At 41.8% G+C, this 21,446-nt stretch carries 24 protein-coding genes; 12 read left to right on the forward strand and 12 right to left on the reverse strand.

The window, feature by feature from the left end:
* Window positions 1–104 precede the first annotated feature (104 nt).
* Window positions 105–1,301 carry a porin gene (locus RDV52_RS02720; RefSeq protein ID WP_004363739.1) on the forward strand — a complete coding sequence of 399 codons (1,197 nt, stop codon included), beginning with the start codon at window positions 105–107 and terminating at the stop codon, window positions 1,299–1,301.
* Window positions 1,302–1,420: 119 nt separating this feature from the next.
* On the opposite strand, the gene RDV52_RS02725 is transcribed toward RDV52_RS02720, so the two are convergent.
* The 5 genes from RDV52_RS02725 to purL form a co-directional block, all read right to left on the reverse strand.
* Complete coding sequence (locus RDV52_RS02725; protein WP_004367241.1) at window positions 1,421–1,987, reverse strand: porin family protein; 567 nt, start codon at window positions 1,985–1,987, stop codon at window positions 1,421–1,423.
* A 53-nt stretch (window positions 1,988–2,040) separates the two neighbouring features.
* Window positions 2,041–2,481, reverse strand: coding sequence for an HU family DNA-binding protein (locus tag RDV52_RS02730; protein WP_004363743.1), 441 nt, complete (start codon window positions 2,479–2,481; stop codon window positions 2,041–2,043).
* A gap of 123 nt (window positions 2,482–2,604) precedes the next feature.
* Entirely contained in the window at window positions 2,605–3,180 is a 576-nt protein-coding gene (locus RDV52_RS02735; protein ID WP_004363744.1) for a chromate transporter, read from the reverse strand.
* A 2-nt stretch (window positions 3,181–3,182) separates the two neighbouring features.
* Window positions 3,183–3,797, reverse strand: a complete 615-nt coding sequence (locus RDV52_RS02740; protein ID WP_004363745.1) for a chromate transporter — start codon at window positions 3,795–3,797, stop codon at window positions 3,183–3,185.
* A gap of 2 nt (window positions 3,798–3,799) precedes the next feature.
* Complete coding sequence (gene purL, locus RDV52_RS02745) at window positions 3,800–7,552, reverse strand: phosphoribosylformylglycinamidine synthase (protein WP_004367238.1); 3,753 nt, start codon at window positions 7,550–7,552, stop codon at window positions 3,800–3,802.
* Window positions 7,553–8,488: 936 nt separating this feature from the next.
* On the opposite strand from purL, the gene RDV52_RS02750 reads away from it, so the two are divergent.
* The 6 genes from RDV52_RS02750 to RDV52_RS02775 are packed head-to-tail and all read left to right on the forward strand — an operon-like array spanning window position 8,489 to window position 10,745.
* A complete protein-coding gene (locus tag RDV52_RS02750) occupies window positions 8,489–9,010 on the forward strand; it encodes a hypothetical protein (protein WP_004363747.1) in 522 nt (173 codons plus the stop codon).
* Window positions 9,010–9,132 (forward strand): hypothetical protein, encoded by a 123-nt coding sequence (locus RDV52_RS02755; RefSeq protein ID WP_004367232.1) that lies wholly within the window; start codon window positions 9,010–9,012, stop codon window positions 9,130–9,132. The genes RDV52_RS02750 and RDV52_RS02755 overlap by 1 nt, the downstream gene beginning before the upstream one ends.
* 43 nt (window positions 9,133–9,175) lie before the next feature.
* Window positions 9,176–9,697, forward strand: a complete 522-nt coding sequence (locus RDV52_RS02760) for a hypothetical protein (protein WP_004367229.1) — start codon at window positions 9,176–9,178, stop codon at window positions 9,695–9,697.
* Between the two features lie 28 nt (window positions 9,698–9,725).
* Complete coding sequence (locus RDV52_RS02765; RefSeq protein WP_004367227.1) at window positions 9,726–10,082, forward strand: hypothetical protein; 357 nt, start codon at window positions 9,726–9,728, stop codon at window positions 10,080–10,082.
* Between the two features lie 22 nt (window positions 10,083–10,104).
* Complete coding sequence (locus RDV52_RS02770; RefSeq protein ID WP_004367225.1) at window positions 10,105–10,503, forward strand: DUF2750 domain-containing protein; 399 nt, start codon at window positions 10,105–10,107, stop codon at window positions 10,501–10,503.
* A 5-nt stretch (window positions 10,504–10,508) separates the two neighbouring features.
* The gene (locus RDV52_RS02775; protein WP_004367222.1) at window positions 10,509–10,745 is read left to right on the forward strand and encodes an SMI1/KNR4 family protein; all 237 of its coding nucleotides are present in this window, start codon (window positions 10,509–10,511) and stop codon (window positions 10,743–10,745) included.
* A 339-nt stretch (window positions 10,746–11,084) separates the two neighbouring features.
* On the opposite strand, the gene RDV52_RS02780 is transcribed toward RDV52_RS02775, so the two are convergent.
* From RDV52_RS02780 to RDV52_RS02800, 5 genes are all read right to left on the reverse strand, one after another.
* Window positions 11,085–11,942, reverse strand: a complete 858-nt coding sequence (locus RDV52_RS02780; RefSeq protein WP_004363718.1) for an OmpA/MotB family protein — start codon at window positions 11,940–11,942, stop codon at window positions 11,085–11,087.
* 185 nt (window positions 11,943–12,127) lie between these two features.
* Window positions 12,128–12,532, reverse strand: coding sequence for a hypothetical protein (locus RDV52_RS02785; RefSeq protein WP_004367220.1), 405 nt, complete (start codon window positions 12,530–12,532; stop codon window positions 12,128–12,130).
* Between the two features lie 100 nt (window positions 12,533–12,632).
* The gene (locus tag RDV52_RS02790; protein ID WP_004367218.1) at window positions 12,633–13,097 is read right to left on the reverse strand and encodes a hypothetical protein; all 465 of its coding nucleotides are present in this window, start codon (window positions 13,095–13,097) and stop codon (window positions 12,633–12,635) included.
* Window positions 13,098–13,147: 50 nt separating this feature from the next.
* Window positions 13,148–13,930 (reverse strand): glycosyltransferase family 2 protein, encoded by a 783-nt coding sequence (locus RDV52_RS02795; RefSeq protein WP_004367214.1) that lies wholly within the window; start codon window positions 13,928–13,930, stop codon window positions 13,148–13,150.
* Window positions 13,927–15,201: a glycosyltransferase family 4 protein gene (locus RDV52_RS02800; RefSeq protein ID WP_004367212.1), complete on the reverse strand. Its 1,275-nt coding sequence runs from the start codon at window positions 15,199–15,201 to the stop codon at window positions 13,927–13,929. The genes RDV52_RS02795 and RDV52_RS02800 overlap by 4 nt, the downstream gene beginning before the upstream one ends.
* A gap of 305 nt (window positions 15,202–15,506) precedes the next feature.
* Here RDV52_RS02800 and RDV52_RS02805 point away from each other — a divergent pair, with 305 nt between their 5' ends.
* The 5 genes from RDV52_RS02805 to RDV52_RS02825 all read left to right on the forward strand — a co-directional run bounded on the left by RDV52_RS02805 (window position 15,507) and on the right by RDV52_RS02825 (window position 19,582).
* Window positions 15,507–15,902 carry a DUF6122 family protein gene (locus RDV52_RS02805; protein ID WP_004367211.1) on the forward strand — a complete coding sequence of 132 codons (396 nt, stop codon included), beginning with the start codon at window positions 15,507–15,509 and terminating at the stop codon, window positions 15,900–15,902.
* 115 nt (window positions 15,903–16,017) lie between these two features.
* Window positions 16,018–16,896, forward strand: a complete 879-nt coding sequence (locus RDV52_RS02810) for a YicC/YloC family endoribonuclease (RefSeq protein ID WP_004363710.1) — start codon at window positions 16,018–16,020, stop codon at window positions 16,894–16,896.
* 11 nt (window positions 16,897–16,907) lie between these two features.
* Window positions 16,908–17,480 (forward strand): guanylate kinase, encoded by a 573-nt coding sequence (gene gmk, locus RDV52_RS02815; protein WP_004363708.1) that lies wholly within the window; start codon window positions 16,908–16,910, stop codon window positions 17,478–17,480.
* Between the two features lie 6 nt (window positions 17,481–17,486).
* Complete coding sequence (gene nadD, locus RDV52_RS02820; RefSeq protein WP_115098587.1) at window positions 17,487–18,068, forward strand: nicotinate (nicotinamide) nucleotide adenylyltransferase; 582 nt, start codon at window positions 17,487–17,489, stop codon at window positions 18,066–18,068.
* Window positions 18,069–18,133: 65 nt separating this feature from the next.
* Window positions 18,134–19,582 carry a lipopolysaccharide biosynthesis protein gene (locus RDV52_RS02825; RefSeq protein WP_004367209.1) on the forward strand — a complete coding sequence of 483 codons (1,449 nt, stop codon included), beginning with the start codon at window positions 18,134–18,136 and terminating at the stop codon, window positions 19,580–19,582.
* Between the two features lie 292 nt (window positions 19,583–19,874).
* Here RDV52_RS02825 and RDV52_RS02830 read toward each other — a convergent pair whose 3' ends face one another.
* Window positions 19,875–20,357: a hypothetical protein gene (locus RDV52_RS02830; RefSeq protein WP_004367208.1), complete on the reverse strand. Its 483-nt coding sequence runs from the start codon at window positions 20,355–20,357 to the stop codon at window positions 19,875–19,877.
* 23 nt (window positions 20,358–20,380) lie between these two features.
* Window positions 20,381–21,382: a M23 family metallopeptidase gene (locus RDV52_RS02835; RefSeq protein ID WP_004367207.1), complete on the reverse strand. Its 1,002-nt coding sequence runs from the start codon at window positions 21,380–21,382 to the stop codon at window positions 20,381–20,383.
* Window positions 21,383–21,446 lie beyond the last annotated feature (64 nt).

A 21,446-nucleotide genomic window follows, 5' to 3' on the forward strand; every position in this document is an offset into this window, starting at 1 on the left:
CGTGCATAAAATCGTAAAGGAGCGAGAAGGAAATATCGCCCCTTTACGATAGTAACATTGAGAGAAAACCACTTTTCCCACTCACAACATAAAGACAAAGAATTATGAAAAAGACGATACTTTTAAGCGCATTGTTGGCAATTGCAACAAGCGGAATGGCACAAGACAACCACAGCTATGGTGCCGGAGACGGCGATTTCAAATCGCTTTCTGAAGAAGTTGCGAAGCTGAAGAAGCACAACGACATGTTCAACGTTTATTTCAACTACGCTGCTTCGGGTCAGATTTCACAAGATGCAAACAAGGATTGGGGCACAAGGTTTGCCAACAAGCAGTTGCGCATCGAAATAAAAGGTAACCTGACCGACAAGCTTTACTACCGTTTGCGCCACCGTTTGAACAAGGCGAACGGCGCACAGAGCGAAGACAACTTCGCCAAGGCTACCGACATCATGATGGTTGGATACAAGTTCAACGACAAACTGAAGATTGAAGCAGGTAAGATGTGCCAGATTTGGGGCGGTTTCGAGTTCGACGAAAATCCAATGTACATCTACCAATACTCCGATATGGTAGACAATATGGACAACTTCATGGCGGGTGTGGTACTCAGCTACAAGCCAGTACCCACACAAGAGCTTGCCTTTGAGGTGAGCGATGCCCACAACAACAAATTTGCAACAGAGTATGGAAGCAACCCCGTATCGTTGGAGAAGAACGGAGTCCGCCAATTAAAGGCTTCAAGAAATCCGCTCACCTACATTGCCAACTGGAACGGAAGCTTCTGCGACAACAAGTTGCTCACACGTTGGTCTTGGGGAATACAGACGCAGGCTGAGCACAAATACTCTCGCATGTTGGTTTTAGGTCAGCAGCTAAACCTTCCGAGAATGCAATGGTACTTCGACTATATGGGCGCATTCGACGGTTTAGACCGTTTGAAGATTGCATCAAGCGAAGCAACGGCAGTGCCTGCACATACAGGAGAATCGTATTTCAGCGACGTTCACTACAACTCATTCATCACAAAGATGAACTGGCAGTTTGCTCCTCAATGGAACTTAATGCTGAAAGGTATGTACGAAACAGCAAGTGTAACAAAGATAGAGCAGATGAAGGACTATCGCAAGAGCTACGCCTATATGGGTAGCATAGAGTACTACCCTGTAAAAAGTCAGGACTTCCGCATCTTCTTGGCATACATTGGCCGCAAATACGACTACAGCAAGGCTTCAGGATTGAAGGATTACAACACGAATCGCATTGAGATTGGATTTATGTACAGAATTAAAGCCTACTAAATCACAAACTTAAAAGTCTTAAAAACAACATTACCTTGCGTTTAGCTACATACATCAAAGAGCCCTGTCAGACTTTCCGACAGGGCTCTTCCATATTATTTTCTGATTTTCTCAGCTACTTAAAACGTAAGACCAAGACCAAATATCACAGAATGACGCGTTGCTTCCAAGTTGGGTATATTCGAATGCGTGTATTTAAACTGCTTCAGGTTGTAGCCCAACTGAAAGTTTACACCGAAATGCTTTGCAAACATCTTTGTATATCCTACACCAAGATTGAACAATACGCCCGGCGTGAAATCATCTTCCTCGCTGTCTATACCATATCCCAAGTCTGTAAATACATAAGCATCTTTCATCTTTTCGATGGGCTTATACCTTAACGTTACATAGATAGGAAGCGTATTGACATATCCTTGAGTATATCTTGAAAGACCAAAGCCTGCTCCCACTGAAACTTTAGGGTGTACATCGTAGCGTGCTGCTAAGGTCAGCGAGTTTCCACCCATTTTATAATCACTCCGAGTGTCTGTATGCCGATTTATACTTACTTTTTCAGTCAATCCGAAATAATAATGGTAGTCTAAATCAACGTGAAACTTGCACTGCGCCTCAGCATCCATTGATTGAAACAGTATCAATGCAAACAAAATAACTATTGATTTCAAGCGAAATATTTTTGTCATAAACTATAATAATTAAAATGCACAATCTTGTTGTTTAATATAATCTTTAGCAATTATGGGTGCTCTTCCCCACCACCTTCAGGCTTCTTCTTGCCCTTCGTTTTCGGCTGTGCAGGCACTTTGAAGAACTCTACTCCGTGCAGTGTCCGGAAATCGGGACTTGGCGTAAACAGAACCTGCGTCTTCGTGATGTGTGTAGACGGCTTGAAGTCCTCTTCCTTCTCCACGGCTTTCGAGGTGAATGTGGGGCGGAAGGAGCCGAGCGGTCCTGCGTCCACGATGCTTCCCTGCGAGCAAAGACGGTTCAACACTGTGCGGAATTTGTAGAAAACGGCTGCAATGTCAGCTTGTCCTACGGTAGAATCTTCCGCCATAATCTCACAAAGTTTGTCGAAACTTACACGTTGCTTTTGGCAAACAGGGCTGGCTACATACATCATTGAGCCTTTCTTGGCACCGATTGCCATTTTGCGTTTGTTTAATGAATAGTCCATAGTATGTGTATTTATAGTTTAAAAAGTATAGCGCACCGTTCAGAAAGTTCGTACACTTCACTCGCTTCTTGTATGCGCCGGGTACAGGGAAAACGAGGATGTTTGTTTTATATGCCGAACAAGCTAATAAAGCAGCAGCAGTCCGGCAACTGCTGCATAGCAAATCATGCGGATAGGGTTTATCTTCAGCCACATCGTGCCAACAAAGGTGGTAATAAATAAGGCAAGACTTATGCAGAATTGCCATAAGTTTATATTGGGCGACGAGAAGTTTTCGGCATTGCAGAGCAACAAGGTTGCAGCAGCCAGCAGACCAACCACCACAGGACGAAGCCCCATAAAGACAGATTGAACCAAGGGCGTCTTCATATATTTCAGGAACATCTTGCTGATGAGAAGCATCAGAATGAGCGAAGGCAGCACCAATGCAACTGTGGCTGTAACACTGCCTAACACTGCCATTCCGCCTGTAAAGCCTGCATTGTGCACTGCCGTGTAGCCGCAATAGGTAGCCGAATTTATGCCAATAGGACCAGGTGTCATCTGCGAAATAGCCACGATGTTGGTAAATTCTGCTGAAGACAGCCAGTGGTGGCGTATCACCGTCTCGGTCTGGATAAGCGAAAGCATTCCGTAACCGCCACCGAAACCAAACAGTCCAATAATGAAGAAAGTGTAAAAGAGTTGCAGAAAAATCATGTCTATTCGGTTGGAACAATGAATTTACCATACAAATATCCGCCTGCAGCCGCTGCGATGAGCACGTAGATGGGATTTACGCCCAAGTAGGCAATCAGCAATGCGGTAACAATCGGTATCCAGCAGTTCGCCAGATTAATCTTTGCGTTTTTCGCAAGCGTGAATGTTGGCACGGCAATGAGCGCGACGACGGCAGGGCGAATGCCACGAAACATGGCTGCCACCCACGCTATGTCCATGAACTGGTGGAAGAAAAGTGCGATGAAAAGAATGATAAGGAACGATGGCAACGCTGTTCCCAGACTCGTGCACAGTGCTCCCGGTGTCTTTCGGAGCTTGTATCCGATGAAAATACTTATGTTTACTGCAAACACGCCGGGACAACTCTGTGCAATCGCAATAAGGTCGATGAACTCTTCCTTGCCTATCCACCTCTGCTTATCCACCACTTCGTTCTCTATAATAGAAATCATGGCGTAGCCGCCGCCCAGTGTGAACGCACCAATCTTGAAGAATGTCTTGAAGGCATTCCAATAAATGGCAAGCCCGCCTCTTCCGTTTGAGGCAGAAGAAGACAGGCTTGCATTGTTTAGTTCTTTGTTCTTGTTGTCTGACATTGCTATTTTATTCGTTCCTCAACCCATCGGCGCGCATTGACAAATGCCTCTATCCACGGAGTAACTTCGTCGTTGCGACGGTCTATTGGGTACCACGCTTGTTGCCAAGGGAATACAGAACGTTCGAGGTGAGGCATCATTGCGAGGTGTCTACCATCGTCAGAGCAGATACCAGCTACATTGTAATTGGAGCCGTTCGGGTTGCCCGGATACTGCGCATAGTTGTATTTCGCAACAATATTATAACGATCTTCAGGTTCAGGAAGCATAAACTTGCCTTCTCCATGTGCCACCCAGATGCCAAGTTTGCTGCCACTAAGCGACCCTAACATAACGCTTTCGTTCTTAGGAATGCTTAATCCGAGGAAAGCACTCTCGAACTTATGGCTGTCATTGTGTACTAATCGGGCACGATTCTTGTGTTCAGGATTGATAAGATTGAGTTCTACCATCAGCTGACAGCCATTGCAGATGCCTAAAGAAAGAGTGTCTTCGCGTGCATAGAAGTTGTCGAGTGCTTGTTTTGCCTTTGGATTATAGAGGAAAGCACCTGCCCAACCCTTTGCTGAACCGAGCACATCGGAGTTGGAGAACCCACCGCAGAACACTATCATATTTACTTCTTCAAGTGTCTCGCGACCCGAAATGAGGTCGGTCATCATAACATCTTTCACCTCAAAACCTGCAAGATAGAGGCTGTAAGCCATTTCGCGGTCGCCATTAGTTCCTTTTTCCCGAATGATGGCAGCCTTTGGTTTGTGGCGTGTCAGATGCGTTGTTGTGTCGTTGTCCTTCCATCTATTTGGATTTAAACCGTACTGCTGCAACTTGCCTGTGAAGCTTTCGTTGAACTTCATCTCTATTGGTTGCTTCTTATAGTTATCGTGTCGTTTCTCGGCTAACCCATTTGCAGTCTGCTTACGGTCTAACAAGTAAGATGTTTCGTACCAAGCTTCACGCAAAGCATCGATGTCGAAGTCATGTTTCCAACTTCCATCGGCAATGCTAAGCGTACGGCTTTTGGTGTTTGGATAGCCAATGCGTGCGAAACCAATGCAATTGTCTTCCAAGAAAGCCCTTACTTCGTCGTTGTGTTCGTTGGCAACTTGAATGATGACACCTGGATTTTCGGCAAACAACTTGCGCACAATGTCGTCGCCTTGCATATCGTGCAAGTTGATGTTCAGACCACCTTCAGGATTTGCAAAAGTCATTTCGAGCAGCGTTGTAATCATACCACCAGCCGAAATATCGTGTCCTGCAAGAATCCAACCGCGGCGAATCATCTCTTGAATGGCATCGAAGCAATCGCAAAAGTAGCGAGGCTCCTTCACGGTAGGAACGTCAGAACCAACCTTGCCCAGGCTTTGTGCAAAGGCAGAACCGCCCAGACGCTGCTCGTCGAAGCTGAAATCAATGTGATAAAGGCGTGTATTCTTGTCGTTTACCAATACTGGCGAAACCACTTGGCGCACGTTGCTCACCTCTGCACCGCTTGAAACGATGACTGTTCCCGGCGAAACAATCTTCTCGCCGTTAGGATATTGCTGTGTAAGCGACAGCGAATCCTTACCCGTTGGTACGTTCACACCAATGGCGCAGCAGAAATCCGACAAGGCTTTCACTGCATTGTAAAGGCGTGCGTCTTCTCCCTTTTGAGCACGGCAGGGCCACATCCAGTTTGCTGAAAGACTGATGCTGTCCATTCCGTTGGCAAGCGGAGCCCATACAATATTGGTCAGCGACTCAGCCACAGAGAGCACCGAGCCTGCTTCCGGCGATGCCAAGCCTGCTTGCGGAGCGTGTCCGATAGCGGTGGCAATGCCCTTGTAACCACGGTAGTCGAGTGCTACCACACCACAATCAGACAGTGGCAACTGCACTTGTCCTTGGCATTGTTGGCGTGCTACACGTCCAGTAACCGATCGGTCTGCTTTGTTTGTAAGCCAATCCTTGCAAGCTACGGCTTCTAATTGCAACACACGTGCAACGTAATCATCAATCTTTGCAATGTCGTAAGTAACATTGGCATATTTGCGTTCCACCGTTTCGTCTTTCATTACGGTCTTCGGTGAGTGCCCGAACATTTGCGCAACATCAAGGTCGAATGGTTTTACACCATCTTTCTGAACGAACGAGAAGTGCGCATCGCCCGTTGTTTCGCCTACCACATACATCGGTGCACGTTCGCGTTCGGCGATGCGACGCACGTGGTCGAGATACTTCTCGTCTATCAGCAAGCCCATACGTTCTTGCGATTCGTTGGCGATGATTTCCTTTGCACTCAGCGTTTTATCGCCGATAGGCAGCTTATCCATGTCTATTCTGCCGCCACAATCTTCTACCAACTCGCTCAAACAGTTCAAATGTCCTGCCGAACCGTGGTCGTGAATAGAAACAACAGGGTTTTCGTCTTCTTCCACCAACGCACGAACAAGATTGTAGGCGCGCTTCTGCATTTCGGGATTGGCACGCTGTATAGCATTCAACTCGATTCCGCTTGAATAGCGTCCAGTATCTACCGATGACACCGAACCGCCACCAAGTCCGATGCGGTAGTTGTCGCCACCTACAACAACGACTTTGTTTCCTGGTTGTGGCGTTTTCTTCAAACAGTCGCGCTTCGCACCGTAACCTACACCGCCAGCAAGCATAACCACCTTGTCGTAAGCATATTTTTCGCCGTTTTCTTGGTGCTCGAAAGTCAAGACAGAACCTGCAATCAGCGGTTGTCCGAACTTGTTGCCAAAGTCGCTTGCACCGTTAGAGGCTTTCGTAAGTATCTGTTGAGGCGTCTGATAGAGCCATTCGCGCACTGGCAGAATGTCTTCCCAGTCACGCAAGGCGGGCGTCTTTCCATTTTCGTCTTGCAAGCGTGGATAAGCCGTCATATAAACTGCAGTTCCTGCAATAGGCCAAGAGCCTACACCACCGCCCATACGGTCGCGAATTTCGCCACCTGTGCCTGTTGCAGCACCGTTGAAAGGTTCTACGGTAGTAGGGAAATTGTGGGTTTCAGCCTTCAGCGAGATAACGCTCTCAATGTTCTTCACACGGAAGAAGTCGGACGTGCTTTGGTTTTTCGGAGCGAACTGTTCTATTTCGGGGCCTTCTGCAAAGGCTACATTGTCTTTGTAAGCAGACAGAATCTTGCCTGGATTTTCCTTTGTTGTTTTCTTTATAAGGTTGAAAAGACTGCTTTCCATCACCTTTCCGTCGATGATGAATTCGCCACCGAATATCTTGTGGCGGCAGTGTTCCGAGTTTATTTGTGCAAAACCAAACACCTCAGAGTCGGTCAGTGGGCGGTTGTTCTGCTTCTCTACCTTATGTAAATATTCTATTTCCTCTGGCGACAGTGCCAATCCTTCCTCCTCGTTGAACTTCTCAAGATTGTCAACGAACTGTATTTCTGCTGGCTGAATATCCACGGTGAAGATGTCTTGGTTCAATCCATCGTAGTTACGGAATATCATTCTGTCCGGATTTGCTTCCATCGACTGCGAAGGGAAATATTCTTCTATACGAGAAATGCCACTGATACCCATATTTTGGGTGATTTCAACAGCATTTGTACTCCAAGGAGTAATCATTTCGCGACGTGGTCCAAGATAGTAGCCCGACAGTTCTTTATCGTTCATTACCTTTGCGTCGCCATAAAGCCAACTCAACTTTTCGACCTCTTCCTTTGTTGGATTATGGTCGATTTCAGTAGCAATTACTGTATCGTAAGAAGCCAAGAAAAATAGAATCATATTCGTTTTATGTAATTAGGTGTGTATCATAGAGGTTGCTAAATGCCATCAACGCACCTCTTATTAATAAGATTTTCTTTTGCAAAGATACACTTTAATCGAGGAAAGTACAAGAAAATAACTTCCTTTTTTAGGATAGTTAGAAAAATTAACTGCCATTCTGGTTAAGTAAAACAAAGACCGTCAAACTTCATTTGAGACGAGCAAGACGAAGTAATGTCTTTCCGAAGAACCTGAAAAGAATACAAACGCATATAAAACAAATACGGAAACTCTCAACGAGCTTCCGTATTTATGTTGTTTAACTCAATTGTTATAGTCTATGAATAGAGGAAGCCTCACGGTCTCCTGATATCCCTTACTACAATCTGTTAAACTTTTACCTTTAAAAAATAACTAAAAACCTAAATCTATTACTACTAACCTAAACAATCTATTAACCTTTTGACACTGCAAAGATACACAGTTTTTGGAATTACTGCAAATGTTTTAGCGTTTGTTTTCCCTAAAAAAGCTAAATATTGATATAAATCAACGAGTTTCAATCAAAAAGCTCCAATTATCTTGTAAAAAGTGTATTTTCTTGCAATAGTATGCTCGAACAAGTTTGATATTGCTTGTTTAACTTTACGAAAACATTCGTTTTATCTTCTCAAATACTTTTCTTACTGCTGCATATCTATATGCTTTAAGCTTAGACCATTAGTTTTTTGATGTCAAGATAGACTTCTTTCAAATAATATTTCGTACATTTGCAATCACTATTTGTGTATTCTCATTGTTAATATAATGGGAATAGAAACAAATACTAACAATATAAATACGTCGCATTCGAATACGAAGAAGTAAGACGGAAGAGGAATGCCTACCACTGTTTTACTGTAGAAATGCAGAAAGAGAAATATCATCAGTAAACAAATAGAAATACAACGAGAAATGAGAAAATTAGTTCTTCTATCATTATTAGCTATCTTTTGCAATGCCTTACCAGCCTTAGCACAGACCGAATATTCTCCTCAATGCAAGATGAACTTCGGAAAAGGTGAAGTGTACACGATAGAAGTGGGAGCCGTCGAAGACCAAGAAAGCGACACTACCATAGTTGGTCCTGTTGCCATTATATTGCTGAAGAACGGCAAAGAGGTATCGCGCTTTAATACATTTGCCATAGGCGATAACTGTCCAGCCGACGGATTTCACGACATAAAGGTTAAAGGACGCTACTTTACAGTAGAAGATACGTACTGTGCAGGGTTCTATTTCGTACTGACTTATACCACATTTCGCTACGATACAAAGAGAAAAGAGTTTGTATTGCACCGTTATGGCGAAAGCTACATATACAGGGGAGACCCCGAAAAGGACATACCCGACAACTCATACTTAGTGAAAGAGTATATTCCTTTTAGTAAAGTAACAACTGATTTGTTGCTTAATCTAAGGAAACACTTCAAGTAATGAGCCGAATTCTGACGAATGTACAATCGGCATGTGGCTATTACGACGATGCTAAAAAGTTGCATGCAAACTACATAGCCTTGCATCGAAAGATGAAAAGACGCACCATCGCCTACAAATAACAGAAATAAAGAGGTGCTTGCCTTGCTTTATATAAATATAACAATGAAAAGATTAGTTATCCTTTTAGTATTGACAGTCCTGTATAACATCTCTTCTGCTTCGACTAAAGGCAAGATAATAGAGCAAAAGAGATTGTACTTTGGGAAAAATGCAGACTACTATGTAATTGCAAAAGAAAACGGGAAAGGTGGCGGAGATGTTCCGCAGTGTGGTCCGATTGATATTATACTGAAGAAAGGAAAGAGGGAAATATCGCGTTTCCAGTCTTTTCCTATATGGTACAATTGTCCCTTAGACGGTTTTCTCGGTATCACTGTCAAAGGTCGTTACTTCACAATAGAAGACTCTTATTGCGACATAGCCGACCGAGTATATACCTTTACTACATTCAGATACGATGCTACGAAGAAAGAGTTTGTGCTGCATCGGTACGGAGAAAGCTATATAGACAGCCGTGAACCTGAACGAGATATACCCGAAAAGTCGTACTTGGTAACAGAGTATATACCTTTCCAAAAGGTAACAGCCGAACTGTTGCTGGGTCTAAAAAAGAATTTCAAGTAATCGAAATAACATATAAGAGTTCTCTCAAATGGATATACTATATATAAATAAGGAGAAAATACTCTGTAACTTCGAGGAATTGAGCAACGTATGGGACGCTTCGGCAAATATATCTCTGTGCCTTGACATTCAAATACCAGACTTTGAACTTATCGTTACTGAATTATTGAAGAAGCCATCAAACGACTTAGCCTATAGCATTCTGTCGGAAATGGCAGAAAAGAACGGTTTAGACGAAAGATTGATGCGCTTGATTTATGAGCAAGGGGACAAGGCTTGCAAGGTAGCAATCAGTCTTCGGAACGACTTGCCAATGGATTTGAAAGTCAAATGTGCAGACTCCAATGATGCAGACGTCAGAGAACATTACTTCAATATGCCATGATTTGTATTAAACGAAAGAAACTATGAAAGTATCTAAACAGGAAATTGAAGCTGTAACAGCACTCTCCCCAGAGGAGCGTTATGGCTATTTCATAAAACGAATATGCGATTGGGAGCAGGTGTGGGGGCTGTTTGAAGACGACTGCATTGTACTGAACGAGGCTAAGAATGGTAAGCTGTATGTGCTTTTGTTCCCATTTGAAGACTTTGCTTCGCACTATGCGACAAACACAAAAGGTATGCAAACAACCTCATATAGGAGTTTTGATATACACAAATTCGTTGAAACAATCATGAAAAAGTTGCAGGCAAACAACGTTAGCAATGCTTTGGTCTTCCCCGTACCCCATGGTTATGGACTGAACGTTACGATGGAAGAGATTGTCGAGGACATAAAAAACGAGTTGAAGAATTACGAATAAAATATATGAAGCAAACCATTATAAAGAAATTGAGTGTCTTCTCTAACGAAAATCCTACATTATTGGGCAGCATTGCAACCAACAAGCAAATTGAAAATGCCAAAAAGATACTTCGTGTAACAATGAACGAAGACTACAAAGAGTTTATTCTGAATTTCGGAGGTTCGTATGCTAGTATGGCAAAAAACACCCTTTTGCAAAGCCATAATGCTTGTAAATACTCATCTTCTCAGGAACTCTAAAGATCAGGAAAACACCTTTTGCACTACAAAACCCACTGTTTTATAACGCAAAAACCACCCTTTCACCCTGCAAAAACCACTGTTTTGCATTGCGAAACAGGCGTGTTCGCAATACGCAGACATACAGATGGTTATACAAACACATAGTGGGAGAAAAATGTTTACATGTTGATTGTCGTCCATTGGGTATATAACTTCCATGGGAACGGCAATAAAAAAGGTCTTCGAACGCAGGTTCCATGCATTCGAAGACCTTATTCCGCTATGCTGACAGCAATTTAATTCAATGGATAACAGGCTGTTTCGCCAGCATATTTGCCTGCATTGCCTACTTTCTTTTTATTTCTCTGCAGACTCGGGAGCCTTACCAATGAGGTCCATAAACTGGTCGAGCTTAGGCGTAATGATAATTTGTGTACGGCGGTTGCGCTGCTTTCCAAGTTCCGTATTGTTGGTTGCAATAGGATTGAACTCGCCACGTCCACCTGCAGTCAGGCGCTTTGGGTCTACACCGAAGTGAGATTGCAAGTACTGTGCAACCGATGATGCACGCAAACAAGAGAGGTCCCAGTTGTTACGAATGTTCTTCATCTGTGCACTTTGTGCGTTTACTGGAACGTTGTCGGTATTACCTTCAATCAGTACATCGTAGTCTCTGTAGTCGGTAATAATTTTTGCAATCTTGCTAAGGGTCTGTTCTGCACGGTCGTTTACTTCGTACGAACCACTCTTATAGAGCATATTGTCTGCCAAAGATATATATACAACACCCTTCAACACCTGAACATCAACCTCTTTAAGTTCCTCCTTGCTGAGGCTGCGTGTAAGGTTGTTGGTGAGAACGAGGTTGAGCGAGTCGCTCTTAGTCTTCACTTCTACAAGGTGTCGGATATATTGGTTACTCTCATTGATTTGGTCTACCAACTTCGAAATATTGATATTGTTTGAATTGGCATTGTTCAAACTCTGGTCAAGACTACTCTGCAAGGCTGCTGCACTTGCCTTTGCTTGTGCCAATTGGTCTTCCAAGCTCTTTATCCGGGCATTGTTTGCTGCAATCGTTTCCTTTGCGTTCTGATACTCACTCGATAGTCTTTGATTCTCCGATTGGCAGTTTTGCAAATCTTTCTTGCTGGCGCAACCTGTCATCAACAGTGCACCTGCACACAAGGTTAATACTAAAAGGTTCTTTTTCATATTGCTATAGTTTTTTAATTTATACTTATGACATTCGTTTTATCCGCATATAACGGACGCAGACTTATTGCACCTGCTTATTGTACAAAGGTATTCATTTAAAAGCAGATACCCACAAAAGTAAGAAAGCTTTATGTTATTTTAAGCGAGTTTAAGCATTTTCAAAGTAAAAATGCTTGTTTTCCCTATTCTATAGGCTCTATCTTAGGTTCTTTTACATCGGAAGGCGCCGCGCCATTGTCGTTCGTTTCCTCTTTAGTAGCGGGCGGTGGTGTAGACGAAACATCGATAGGTTCCGGCTCCGGTATGCCTTTTACACCATTGTTTGCATCTTCTGTTTCTACATAATCTACCTTTTTGTTCTCTTTTACTTCAACCTCCTTCGCTTCTTCTCTGGTCAATACAGGTATTTTCGACGTAGTATCGATACCTATCACCGTGCCCGACATGTCTACTTCGTACTTGCGTGGTGGCGCCATGTCGCGTGTTGCCATAAGTATCGACAGCAATAGCGAGCCTCCAAAAAGTATTCCCGCACAAACAGCAACGGGCTTGGTGTACGTAGGTTTCTTATTTTTCTGTGAGTTCATAAGCGCATTTCAGAATAAAAAACGTATGCGAAAGCAAAGTTACATCTACTGTACAAAAGTACTTAAAATATACAATATTGCCAAAGGAAAGTATAAAATGCTATTGTTTATTCTTATTTATCTGATGTTCGGAAACTGCATCGCTTGCTTTATTGAGTGCTTTTCCAACATTATCTCCAAACTTTTTACCAGCCTCGCTTACTTTTCTTAAGAACTTCTTTCCATTCTTTTCTGCCTTGCCGGCAATTCTTCCGATGGCAGCGGACTCTCGTTCCATAAACTGTTCCATGCCGTCGCCTATGGTGCTGAGACCTTGCTTTATTTTCTCTTCCGAAGTTTTCTTCCTGTACAATGTAGTATCAGCCGTATTGATATTGTTGTCGGCAGAATTGTAAGTGCGGTTTTTTGTATCCTTTCCTGTGTTTTGTTGGTTCTGCTTCTGTGTAGAAACCCGTTTCTTGGCAGGCACAGGATAGTTTAAAACGGCATTTGTCTGTGCACTAACACGTGTGCCAAATCCTATAAGAAGGAGCAGCAGCAGAGTATAGATAGTCTTTATCTTCATATCATTCTGTGAGTTTAATTTATAGAAATAACGTAGACAGCCCTATAATATTACTTTTTTACGAACAGCCTGACCACAAACCAAGCGTGTTTTGCAAGGGTCGGGAGTATGCCATAGTGCCTACACATAACTTGAAACCGTTCGTACAGCGAAGTCCGATGATGCTTTGTAGTCTGTCCTTCTTCTAAGTAATTGGCAATTACCGCATGTACATTTCTTAATAATAACCCTTCTTTTTCGCCTTCACGCATTATCTTTATGCACCAATCAATGTCGGCTGAATAACGGAAACGTGTATCGAAAGGAATCTTTTTGGCAATGTCCAATCGGGCATAAAAGGCTTGATGGCATACCAACATACCATCGCGGAACGAACGCCAAGACAGCTTTTCGGGCGGTTGCAGCCTGCGATGATATAAGAAGTTCCCTTTTTCGTCTACAATATCGGTATCTCCATATACGACGGCAGGACGCCTTTCGCCATCGCCAACCTCGGCTGCCAATGCTACTTTTTCTATTGTATCGGCAGCGGGAAAGCGGTCGCCAGCATTCAAAAACACCACATAATCGCCATTTGCACGTGCCAATCCTTTATTCATAGCATCATAAAGCCCTTTGTCCGGCTCGCTTTTTATACGAACAACATGCCCATTTTCCGCACTATCCGAAAGCTCTTTATAAGCGTCTGCAATTGCCAAAGTGTTATCGGTTGATGCTCCGTCCACGATAATATGTTCTATTGTGGGAAAGCTTTGTCGTAATACGCTATCGAGTGTAGGCTTTAATACATCGGCAGCATTATAGGTTATGGTTACTACAGAGAATGTTATCATATTTGTTTGTTGTTTGAATTGGCAAGCGCTTTCTTGTAAATATCGATGTATTGTGCTGCTACACGCGCTTGTGAATAGTTTTCCTTGACTTTTTTAATGGCGTCTGCAGAAAGTTTATCGTAGTCGGCAATGTTCAGCACCCAATAGATACCATTAGCCAAATCGGCAGAATCTTTCTGTTCAACGATATATCCATTGCGTTTATGATCTATCATTTCAGGTATTCCTCCCACTTCAAAGCCTACGCAAGGGATACCGCAAGCCATTGCTTCCATGATGGTATTGGGGAGATTATCTGATAAAGATGGAGTTACAAACACGTCAACAGCATTGTAGACATCTACTATTTGTTGTGTATCAGCCACGTATCCTAATGGAAACATCGGCAACTCGAAGTCGTTACACAATTCTTCGGCATGCCCACCGAGTACAATCACGGCTGTATTTGTTAATGTTTCAGGGTGTTGTCTCACCATTTTCTGGCATGCATCAACTAAATAACCCATACCTTTATTATGGTTTGTAACGCGTTGCGATGCGAAAAGTATCAGACGTTTATCGGCAGGCAAGCCTAATTTTTTACGTGCTTCGTTTTTATTAGTCCTGCAAAAGATATTGGAATCTATTGGGTTCGGAATACTTTCAATGATATTCTTGCCTATTAATGCACTCTTTTTTGCTTCATTTTGCAGCCATTTACTGCATGCTATATATATAATATGTGAATGTCCTTTTATTTGTTCCTTACGTCGCCACGTCCTTTTTGCAAGGTCACAACCGAAAGGAAAGGGCAGCAAACGGCATTTTTCGCAGTGCGTTTCAAACTTCCTGCAGTCCAATGTTATATGGCAAATGGCGGTGGCAGGCCATATATCGTGCATTGTCCACACAAGGGGCTTGCCTGCCTTCAGTACTTTTTCTATATTGTTGAGCGATATAAAACCTTGATTTATCCATGCTAAATGAATGACATCGGCATTCTTAAATTCTGGCAATTGCGTTATATCAGTTCCTGTATTGGCTATATCAATCGCAAAAAGATTTCGCTTTGAAAATCGCAAATGACAAAATATGCACCATCTTTCCCACAATTTGTTCCATCGTGTGCGCCAGTTGTTCTTTATAGCAAATACCGTTTTATCGTCACTCAACTTGTCCCGAACAAGCATAGATGCATCTATTCCACTTTTATTCAGTGCATCTTTTAAACGATTTGCAGCTACTGCAGCTCCGCCCGTCCGTTCACTTGTATTTACAATTAATACTCTCATTCTACTTTTTTCGTATTACAAAGATAAGAGTTTTCGGCGAAACAACGGAAAGAAGACTCAAAGAATGGCATAAAAGTTAGATTACAGCAGATTATATTGCCCGAATAAACAAGTTTATTACCACTTTGAAGAGCTGTATCAACACTGTTTTAGTCCACTCTAACTTGGCACCTACATCGTGTTAAACACATAATCCCAAAGTTGTTCAGGCATTATCATAACGTGGAAACACATTTTCCGAAACATAAAAAAAGAATAAAGAGACTTCAATCTTTTCGATAAAACAATGTGAATTATAAAGAAAAATGCTATATTTGCACCTCTCTAACGATTTTAAACAAGCAATGTCAATCGCATTATCAAGAGCTTTTGTACACTATGGACTTCATTTTCTCGCACCTTTATTGTTTGCACAATTCTTTAAACGCGAGCATAGAATGAAGGCATTTTGGATTATGTTGGCGACAATGCTTGTAGATATGGACCACTTATTGGCTACACCTATGTTTAATCCGTACCGTTGCAGCGTAGGTTTTCACCCCCTTCACTCTTATTTTATGGTAGGTATCTACGCACTTTTGTGTGTGTTGCCCTACGAAAGACTAAAATTACCGTGGTGGTTTCGCCCCATTGGAATAGGATTATTCTTTCACATGCTCACCGATTTACAAGATTTTTATTTATGGCAACAGTGGTTATAAACATGTTTAGAACTATGACACTGTGCTCCATTAAGTAACTTTCTAAAAGGATTTAATGCCCATTTGGTGCTTTCATCTCTTTTTCGTACTTTTGCAATAATAAAATGTAAGGACTATGATACTATCAATGACAGGCTACGGCAAAGCTGTCGTAACCTACAAGGAAAAGAAAATAAACGTTGAAATAAAGTCGCTAAACAGCAAGAACTTCGATCTTTCAACTCGTATTGCTCCTTTATATAGAGAAAAGGAAATGGAGATAAGGCAAACTCTTGCCAGTTTGTTGGAACGCGGCAAAGTAGATTTCTCGCTTTGGATAGAGAAAGATGCTGTATTAGACGCAACACCTATTAATGCGCAATTGGTAAAGAACTACTATCAACAAATAAAGAACATAGCAGCAGAAATAGGCATTCCGGAACCTGCAGAATGGTTTCCTACATTGCTGCACTTACCCGATGTTACAACAAAAACCGAGATTGAAATACTCGACGAAGAAGAATGGGAAGTTACAAAACAAGCTATCAATAATGCAGTAGAAAACCTTATAGACTTCCGTAAACAGGAAGGAACTGCACTTGAACGTAAGTTCCACGAAAAGATTAATAACATAGAAGCGCTTTTAAAAAGCATAGAACCTTATGAAGAAAGCCGAGTTCCAAAGATAAAAGAAAAAATTATAGAGGGATTGGAGCAGGTTGCAAAAGTAGATTACGACAGAAATCGCTTGGAACAAGAACTAATTTACTATATAGAAAAATTAGACATAAACGAAGAGAAGCAACGTTTAGCGAACCATCTGAACTATTTCCGTGAAACAATGGAAGAAAAAGGACACGGAGTTGGAAAGAAATTGGGTTTCATTGCACAGGAAATGGGACGCGAAATAAATACAACTGGCTCGAAAAGTAACCAAGCCGAAATGCAGAATATCGTGGTTAAGATGAAAGATGAGCTGGAACAAATAAAAGAACAAGTGCTGAATGCACTGTAAAGAAACTACAAATGCAAGGTAAACTAATAATTTTCTCAGCCCCATCTGGAGCTGGTAAAAGCACCATTGTGCAATGGTTAATGAAAGAACACCCCGAACTTAAATTAGCTTTCTCTATAAGTTGTACAACACGGCAGCCACGCGGTACAGAGAAAGATGGAGTAGAATATATCTTTCTCAGCCCCGAAGCTTTTAAAAAGAAGATAAACGATAATGAATTTTTGGAGTACGAAGAAGTTTATACCGACCGTTTTTATGGTACCTTGAAGAGTCAGGTAAATACGCAAATGGCTAAAGGACAAAACATAATCTTCGATGTTGATGTGAAAGGCGGCTGCAACATAAAACAGTTTTATGGTGAAAAAGCATTAAGCTTGTTTATTCAACCACCTTCTATCGACGAACTTCGCAGACGTTTGGAGGAAAGACAGACCGATTCGGCAGAGGCTATAGAATACAGAATGGCAAAAGCTGAACACGAATTGACATTTGCCGATAAATTCGACTATATTATTGTGAACGACGATTTGGAGAAAGCGAAGCATGAAACCTATAAAATTATAAAACAATTCATAGAGTCGTAAGGTGCAATGAAGGTTGGAATATACGGCGGTTCGTTTAATCCTATTCATAACGGACACATAAAACTGGCTGAAGTATTCTTAAAGGAACTTGGCTTAGACGAGGTTTGGTTTATGGTTTCGCCGCAAAATCCTTTTAAAATAAACAGCAAGTTATTAGACGATACACTGCGCTTGCAATTAGTGAAGAAAGCTTTGGAAGATAAAAAGAATATGATTGCTTGCAACTACGAGTTTAGTTTACCAAAGCCTTCGTATACTTGGGACACCTTACAACGACTTTCTTCTGATTTTCCTACCAATGAATTTATTCTTCTGATAGGTGGAGACAATTGGCAAGCGTTCGACAAATGGTATCACGCAAAGGATATTTTAGAAAACTATCGCATTGCCGTTTATCCGAGAAAGAGCAGTGAAACTGCAGGAAATTGCAATTTATTTTCGACTGAAAATGTAACCTTGCTGAACATTCCTCTTGTCAATATAAGCAGCACAGATATCCGGCAACACATAAAAAATGGAGAAACTATAAAAGGATTGGTTCCTGAATGTATTGAAAATGATATAAAAATGTTTTATAATAGAATATAAAAACTATCGGAAGATGCTGACAAGCTATACAAACAAGCACACTGTTGAACGGAAATTATAATAAGATGGCAGAACAAACTTTAAAAGAAAAAACGGCAAAAGGACTCTTCTGGGGAGCATTGAACAACGGTACAATGCAGATTTTGAATGTGCTTATTGGTATTTTGTTGGCTCGTTTGCTTTCCAATGCCGATTACGGTCTAATGGGAATGCTTGCTGTTTTTACTGCTGTTGCAGGAGCCTTACAAGAAAGTGGCTTTACTTCTGCTATCGCAAATATAGAAAATCCTACGGACAACGACTATAATTCGGTGTTTTGGTTCAGCACTATTGTAAGTTGGTGCTCGTATCTGGTGCTTTTCTTTTGCGCTCCGCTAATTGCTGACTTCTTCCACCATGCAGAACTCGTAAATCTTTCTCGTTTCCTATTTGTTTCTTTGCTTTTCTCTGCCATTGGTACTGCACCAACGGCATATCTGTTCAAGAACATTATGGTAAAGGAAACAACTATCTTGCGTGTATCGTCTTTGGTAGTTTCGGGCATTGTCGGCATCGTGTTGGCACTGCAGAATTATGGTTACTGGAGCTTGGCTTGGCAGCAGGTTCTATATATAACGCTTACAAGTTTAGGGCGTTTTTTTATAATCCCTTGGCGACCTTCCTTGAAAATAAGTTTTGCTCCAATACGCAGAATGTTCTCTTTCAGCTACAAAATCTTAATTACTACTGTTGTAAACATAGTGAGCCAAAACTTACTTACATTCATTTTCGGACGCCTTTACACGGCAAATGCTGTTGGAAACTTCTCGCAAGCATTCAAATGGGACACGATGGCAAGTACAATGGTATCGGGAACTACATCGCAAGTGGCACAACCTGTATTGGCAGAAGTGAAGTCGGAAACAGAACGACAAGCAGTCGTTTTCAGGAAGATGCTACGTTTCACCGCCTTCTTAGCCTTCCCAGCCATGTTTGGTTTGAGCATGGTTGCACACGAATTTATAATTGTCCTCATATCCAACAAGTGGGCAGATAGTATTCCGCTGCTTCGCATACTTTGCATCAGTGGCGCTTTTCTGCCTTTCTACACATTATATCAGAATTTGATGATAAGCCGTGGCAAATCTGATGTATATTTATGGGTAACAACTTCGCTTATTGCAGTTCAGTTATTGCTTGTTTTGTTGTGCCATAGCAAGGGAATGGTGTTCATGGTGAGCGCTTATACAGTAGCCACAGTACTCTGGCTGTTTGTTTGGCAATATTTTGCATATCGCGAAATCTCCCTTCGCTTATACGATGTTTTGTGTGACATTACACCTTATATGGTTATTTCTGCAGCAATTATAATCGCAGTTTATTTTGCTACAAGCGGTATTCAAAATCTTATAATTCTCTTATTGACACGAATAATCTTGGCAGTTGCAGCCTACTTCATTGTCATGAAACTATTAGGTTCTAAAATGCTCGACGAATGTATTGCCTATTTGTTTCATAAAAGGATAAAACCGTGAAAGAGGAACTGTCAGATACAAGCAGATTTTGTAGCACTTGGAAAGTTGGAAACAACCCTTTCGCTTACAAATCCCAAAGAATTGTTTTCGATTTTCAGAACGTTATTTCTTTCCATTCAAATATTCCCATTTACTAAATCGTAGGATACAAAACGCACCGAGAATAGTTTACATTGAATAAAACAAATATCTCAATTGAATAGAACAGATATCTCATTTTTAGAATGAAAGAAAGGGAAAAAGAGCGAAACTCTACTCATAGAGTTTCGCTCTTACATATCTTCTTAATTAATTAAAATTCGTAGCCCACTTTGACAGTAAGACCATCGTAAGTGCCCGATATTCTAAAATATTCATTGTAATCCCAGCTAAGACATTGGCTTGCATAACCAACACCAATTGTTACATTCGAGAATTTTATTCCAGTAGTTCCGCTAAAATAAAAACCACCATCTAATCCCTTTTCCAATGATGCTCCATAGCCTGGCTTTAGGTCTATGTAAGGCTTAATCTTGCCTTGTACAGGTACTGTTACGTGTACATCAGCAAATACAGGCATTATGAAGTTTTCACTTTCTGTATAATAATTGAAGCCTAAACCACCACCAAGTCTGAAGTATTTATTTATATTGCCACCGATGGCACCAACTAATTCCAGTCTACCTGAATTGCCACTGCCGAATGTATAGCCACCTTCAATGTTTCCACGAAGTTGCTGTGCTGATACTGTAATACCAAATAAGACCGCTCCTGCTATTAAAAATAACTTTCTCATATATTCTTACTATATCTTTACAATTAGCTATACCTTAATATTTGGCCTTGTACAAGTGTTGTATATATACCTAAGTGATTCAGTTTACACAATTGTTCCTTGCTTATACCGTGCTGGCGTGCTATCGATTCGAGTGTTTCGCCTTCCGTTACCTTGTGGTAGAGTATTTGGTTACTGTTTGTTTGCTGTGCACCCGAATTGCGGCGAGCAGAGTAATCGGTATTCGGCATGCTGCTTTCATTAAACGAGTATCGGGTGCGCCCCTTTCCCTGAATATTCTCACGCGAATAGCCTGGACTTGCGTCTTTGCCACGAAGCGCTGTAGCACGAGCCGACTCGTTGTCCAAAGTTTGCTTGCGGAAAACGTAGAAATCGCCAGTTACGTCTTGGTGGGGAAAATCAAACAGAAGAGCCGGGTTGATGGCTACACCTGCCAAACGTGTTTCGAAGTGCAAGTGCGAACCTGTAGAACGCCCTGTGTTGCCACCGAGTGCGATAGGTTCACCGGCTCTAACAGTTTGGTTTGCATAGACAATTTGTTTTGAAAGATGCCCATAATAGGTTTCCAAGCCATTGTTGTGGCGAATGACTATATACTTTCCATAGCCTCTTGCATCGTATCCTACAATGCGAACCTTACCAGAGAATGCTGCGCGGATAGTATCACCGATATATACCTTAATATCGAGTCCTTTATGAGCACGTCCCCAACGACGGCCGTAGTTACTTGTAACCACCCTGCTTGGAGTAGGCATGTGGAAGCCACGCAAGTCTATTTTGTAGACATCAGGCAAATATCCTTGTGCGTGTGTTTTAGAGTTGCTCCAGTCGTTGTATAAAGATGCCGATGGACTTTCTACTTCTTCTGCTTCTTGTAAGCGATTTATAACCATCGTGTCTAATGATTTGGCACGGCGGTCTACGGGCGATTGGCGTGCTATTAAGTCTTGTGCGCAAACTGGCGTAACAACAAAACCTAACAAAGCCGATAAACCTAATGTTTTTACTATTCTTTTTAAAGTCATTATATTTTCTTTTCTGATTCGGTTATATTTCAAATGGATTAACCGTTTGAGTTTCCAAAATGTT

Source organism: Prevotella nigrescens (assembly GCF_031191185.1).
Taxonomy (GTDB): domain Bacteria; phylum Bacteroidota; class Bacteroidia; order Bacteroidales; family Bacteroidaceae; genus Prevotella; species Prevotella nigrescens.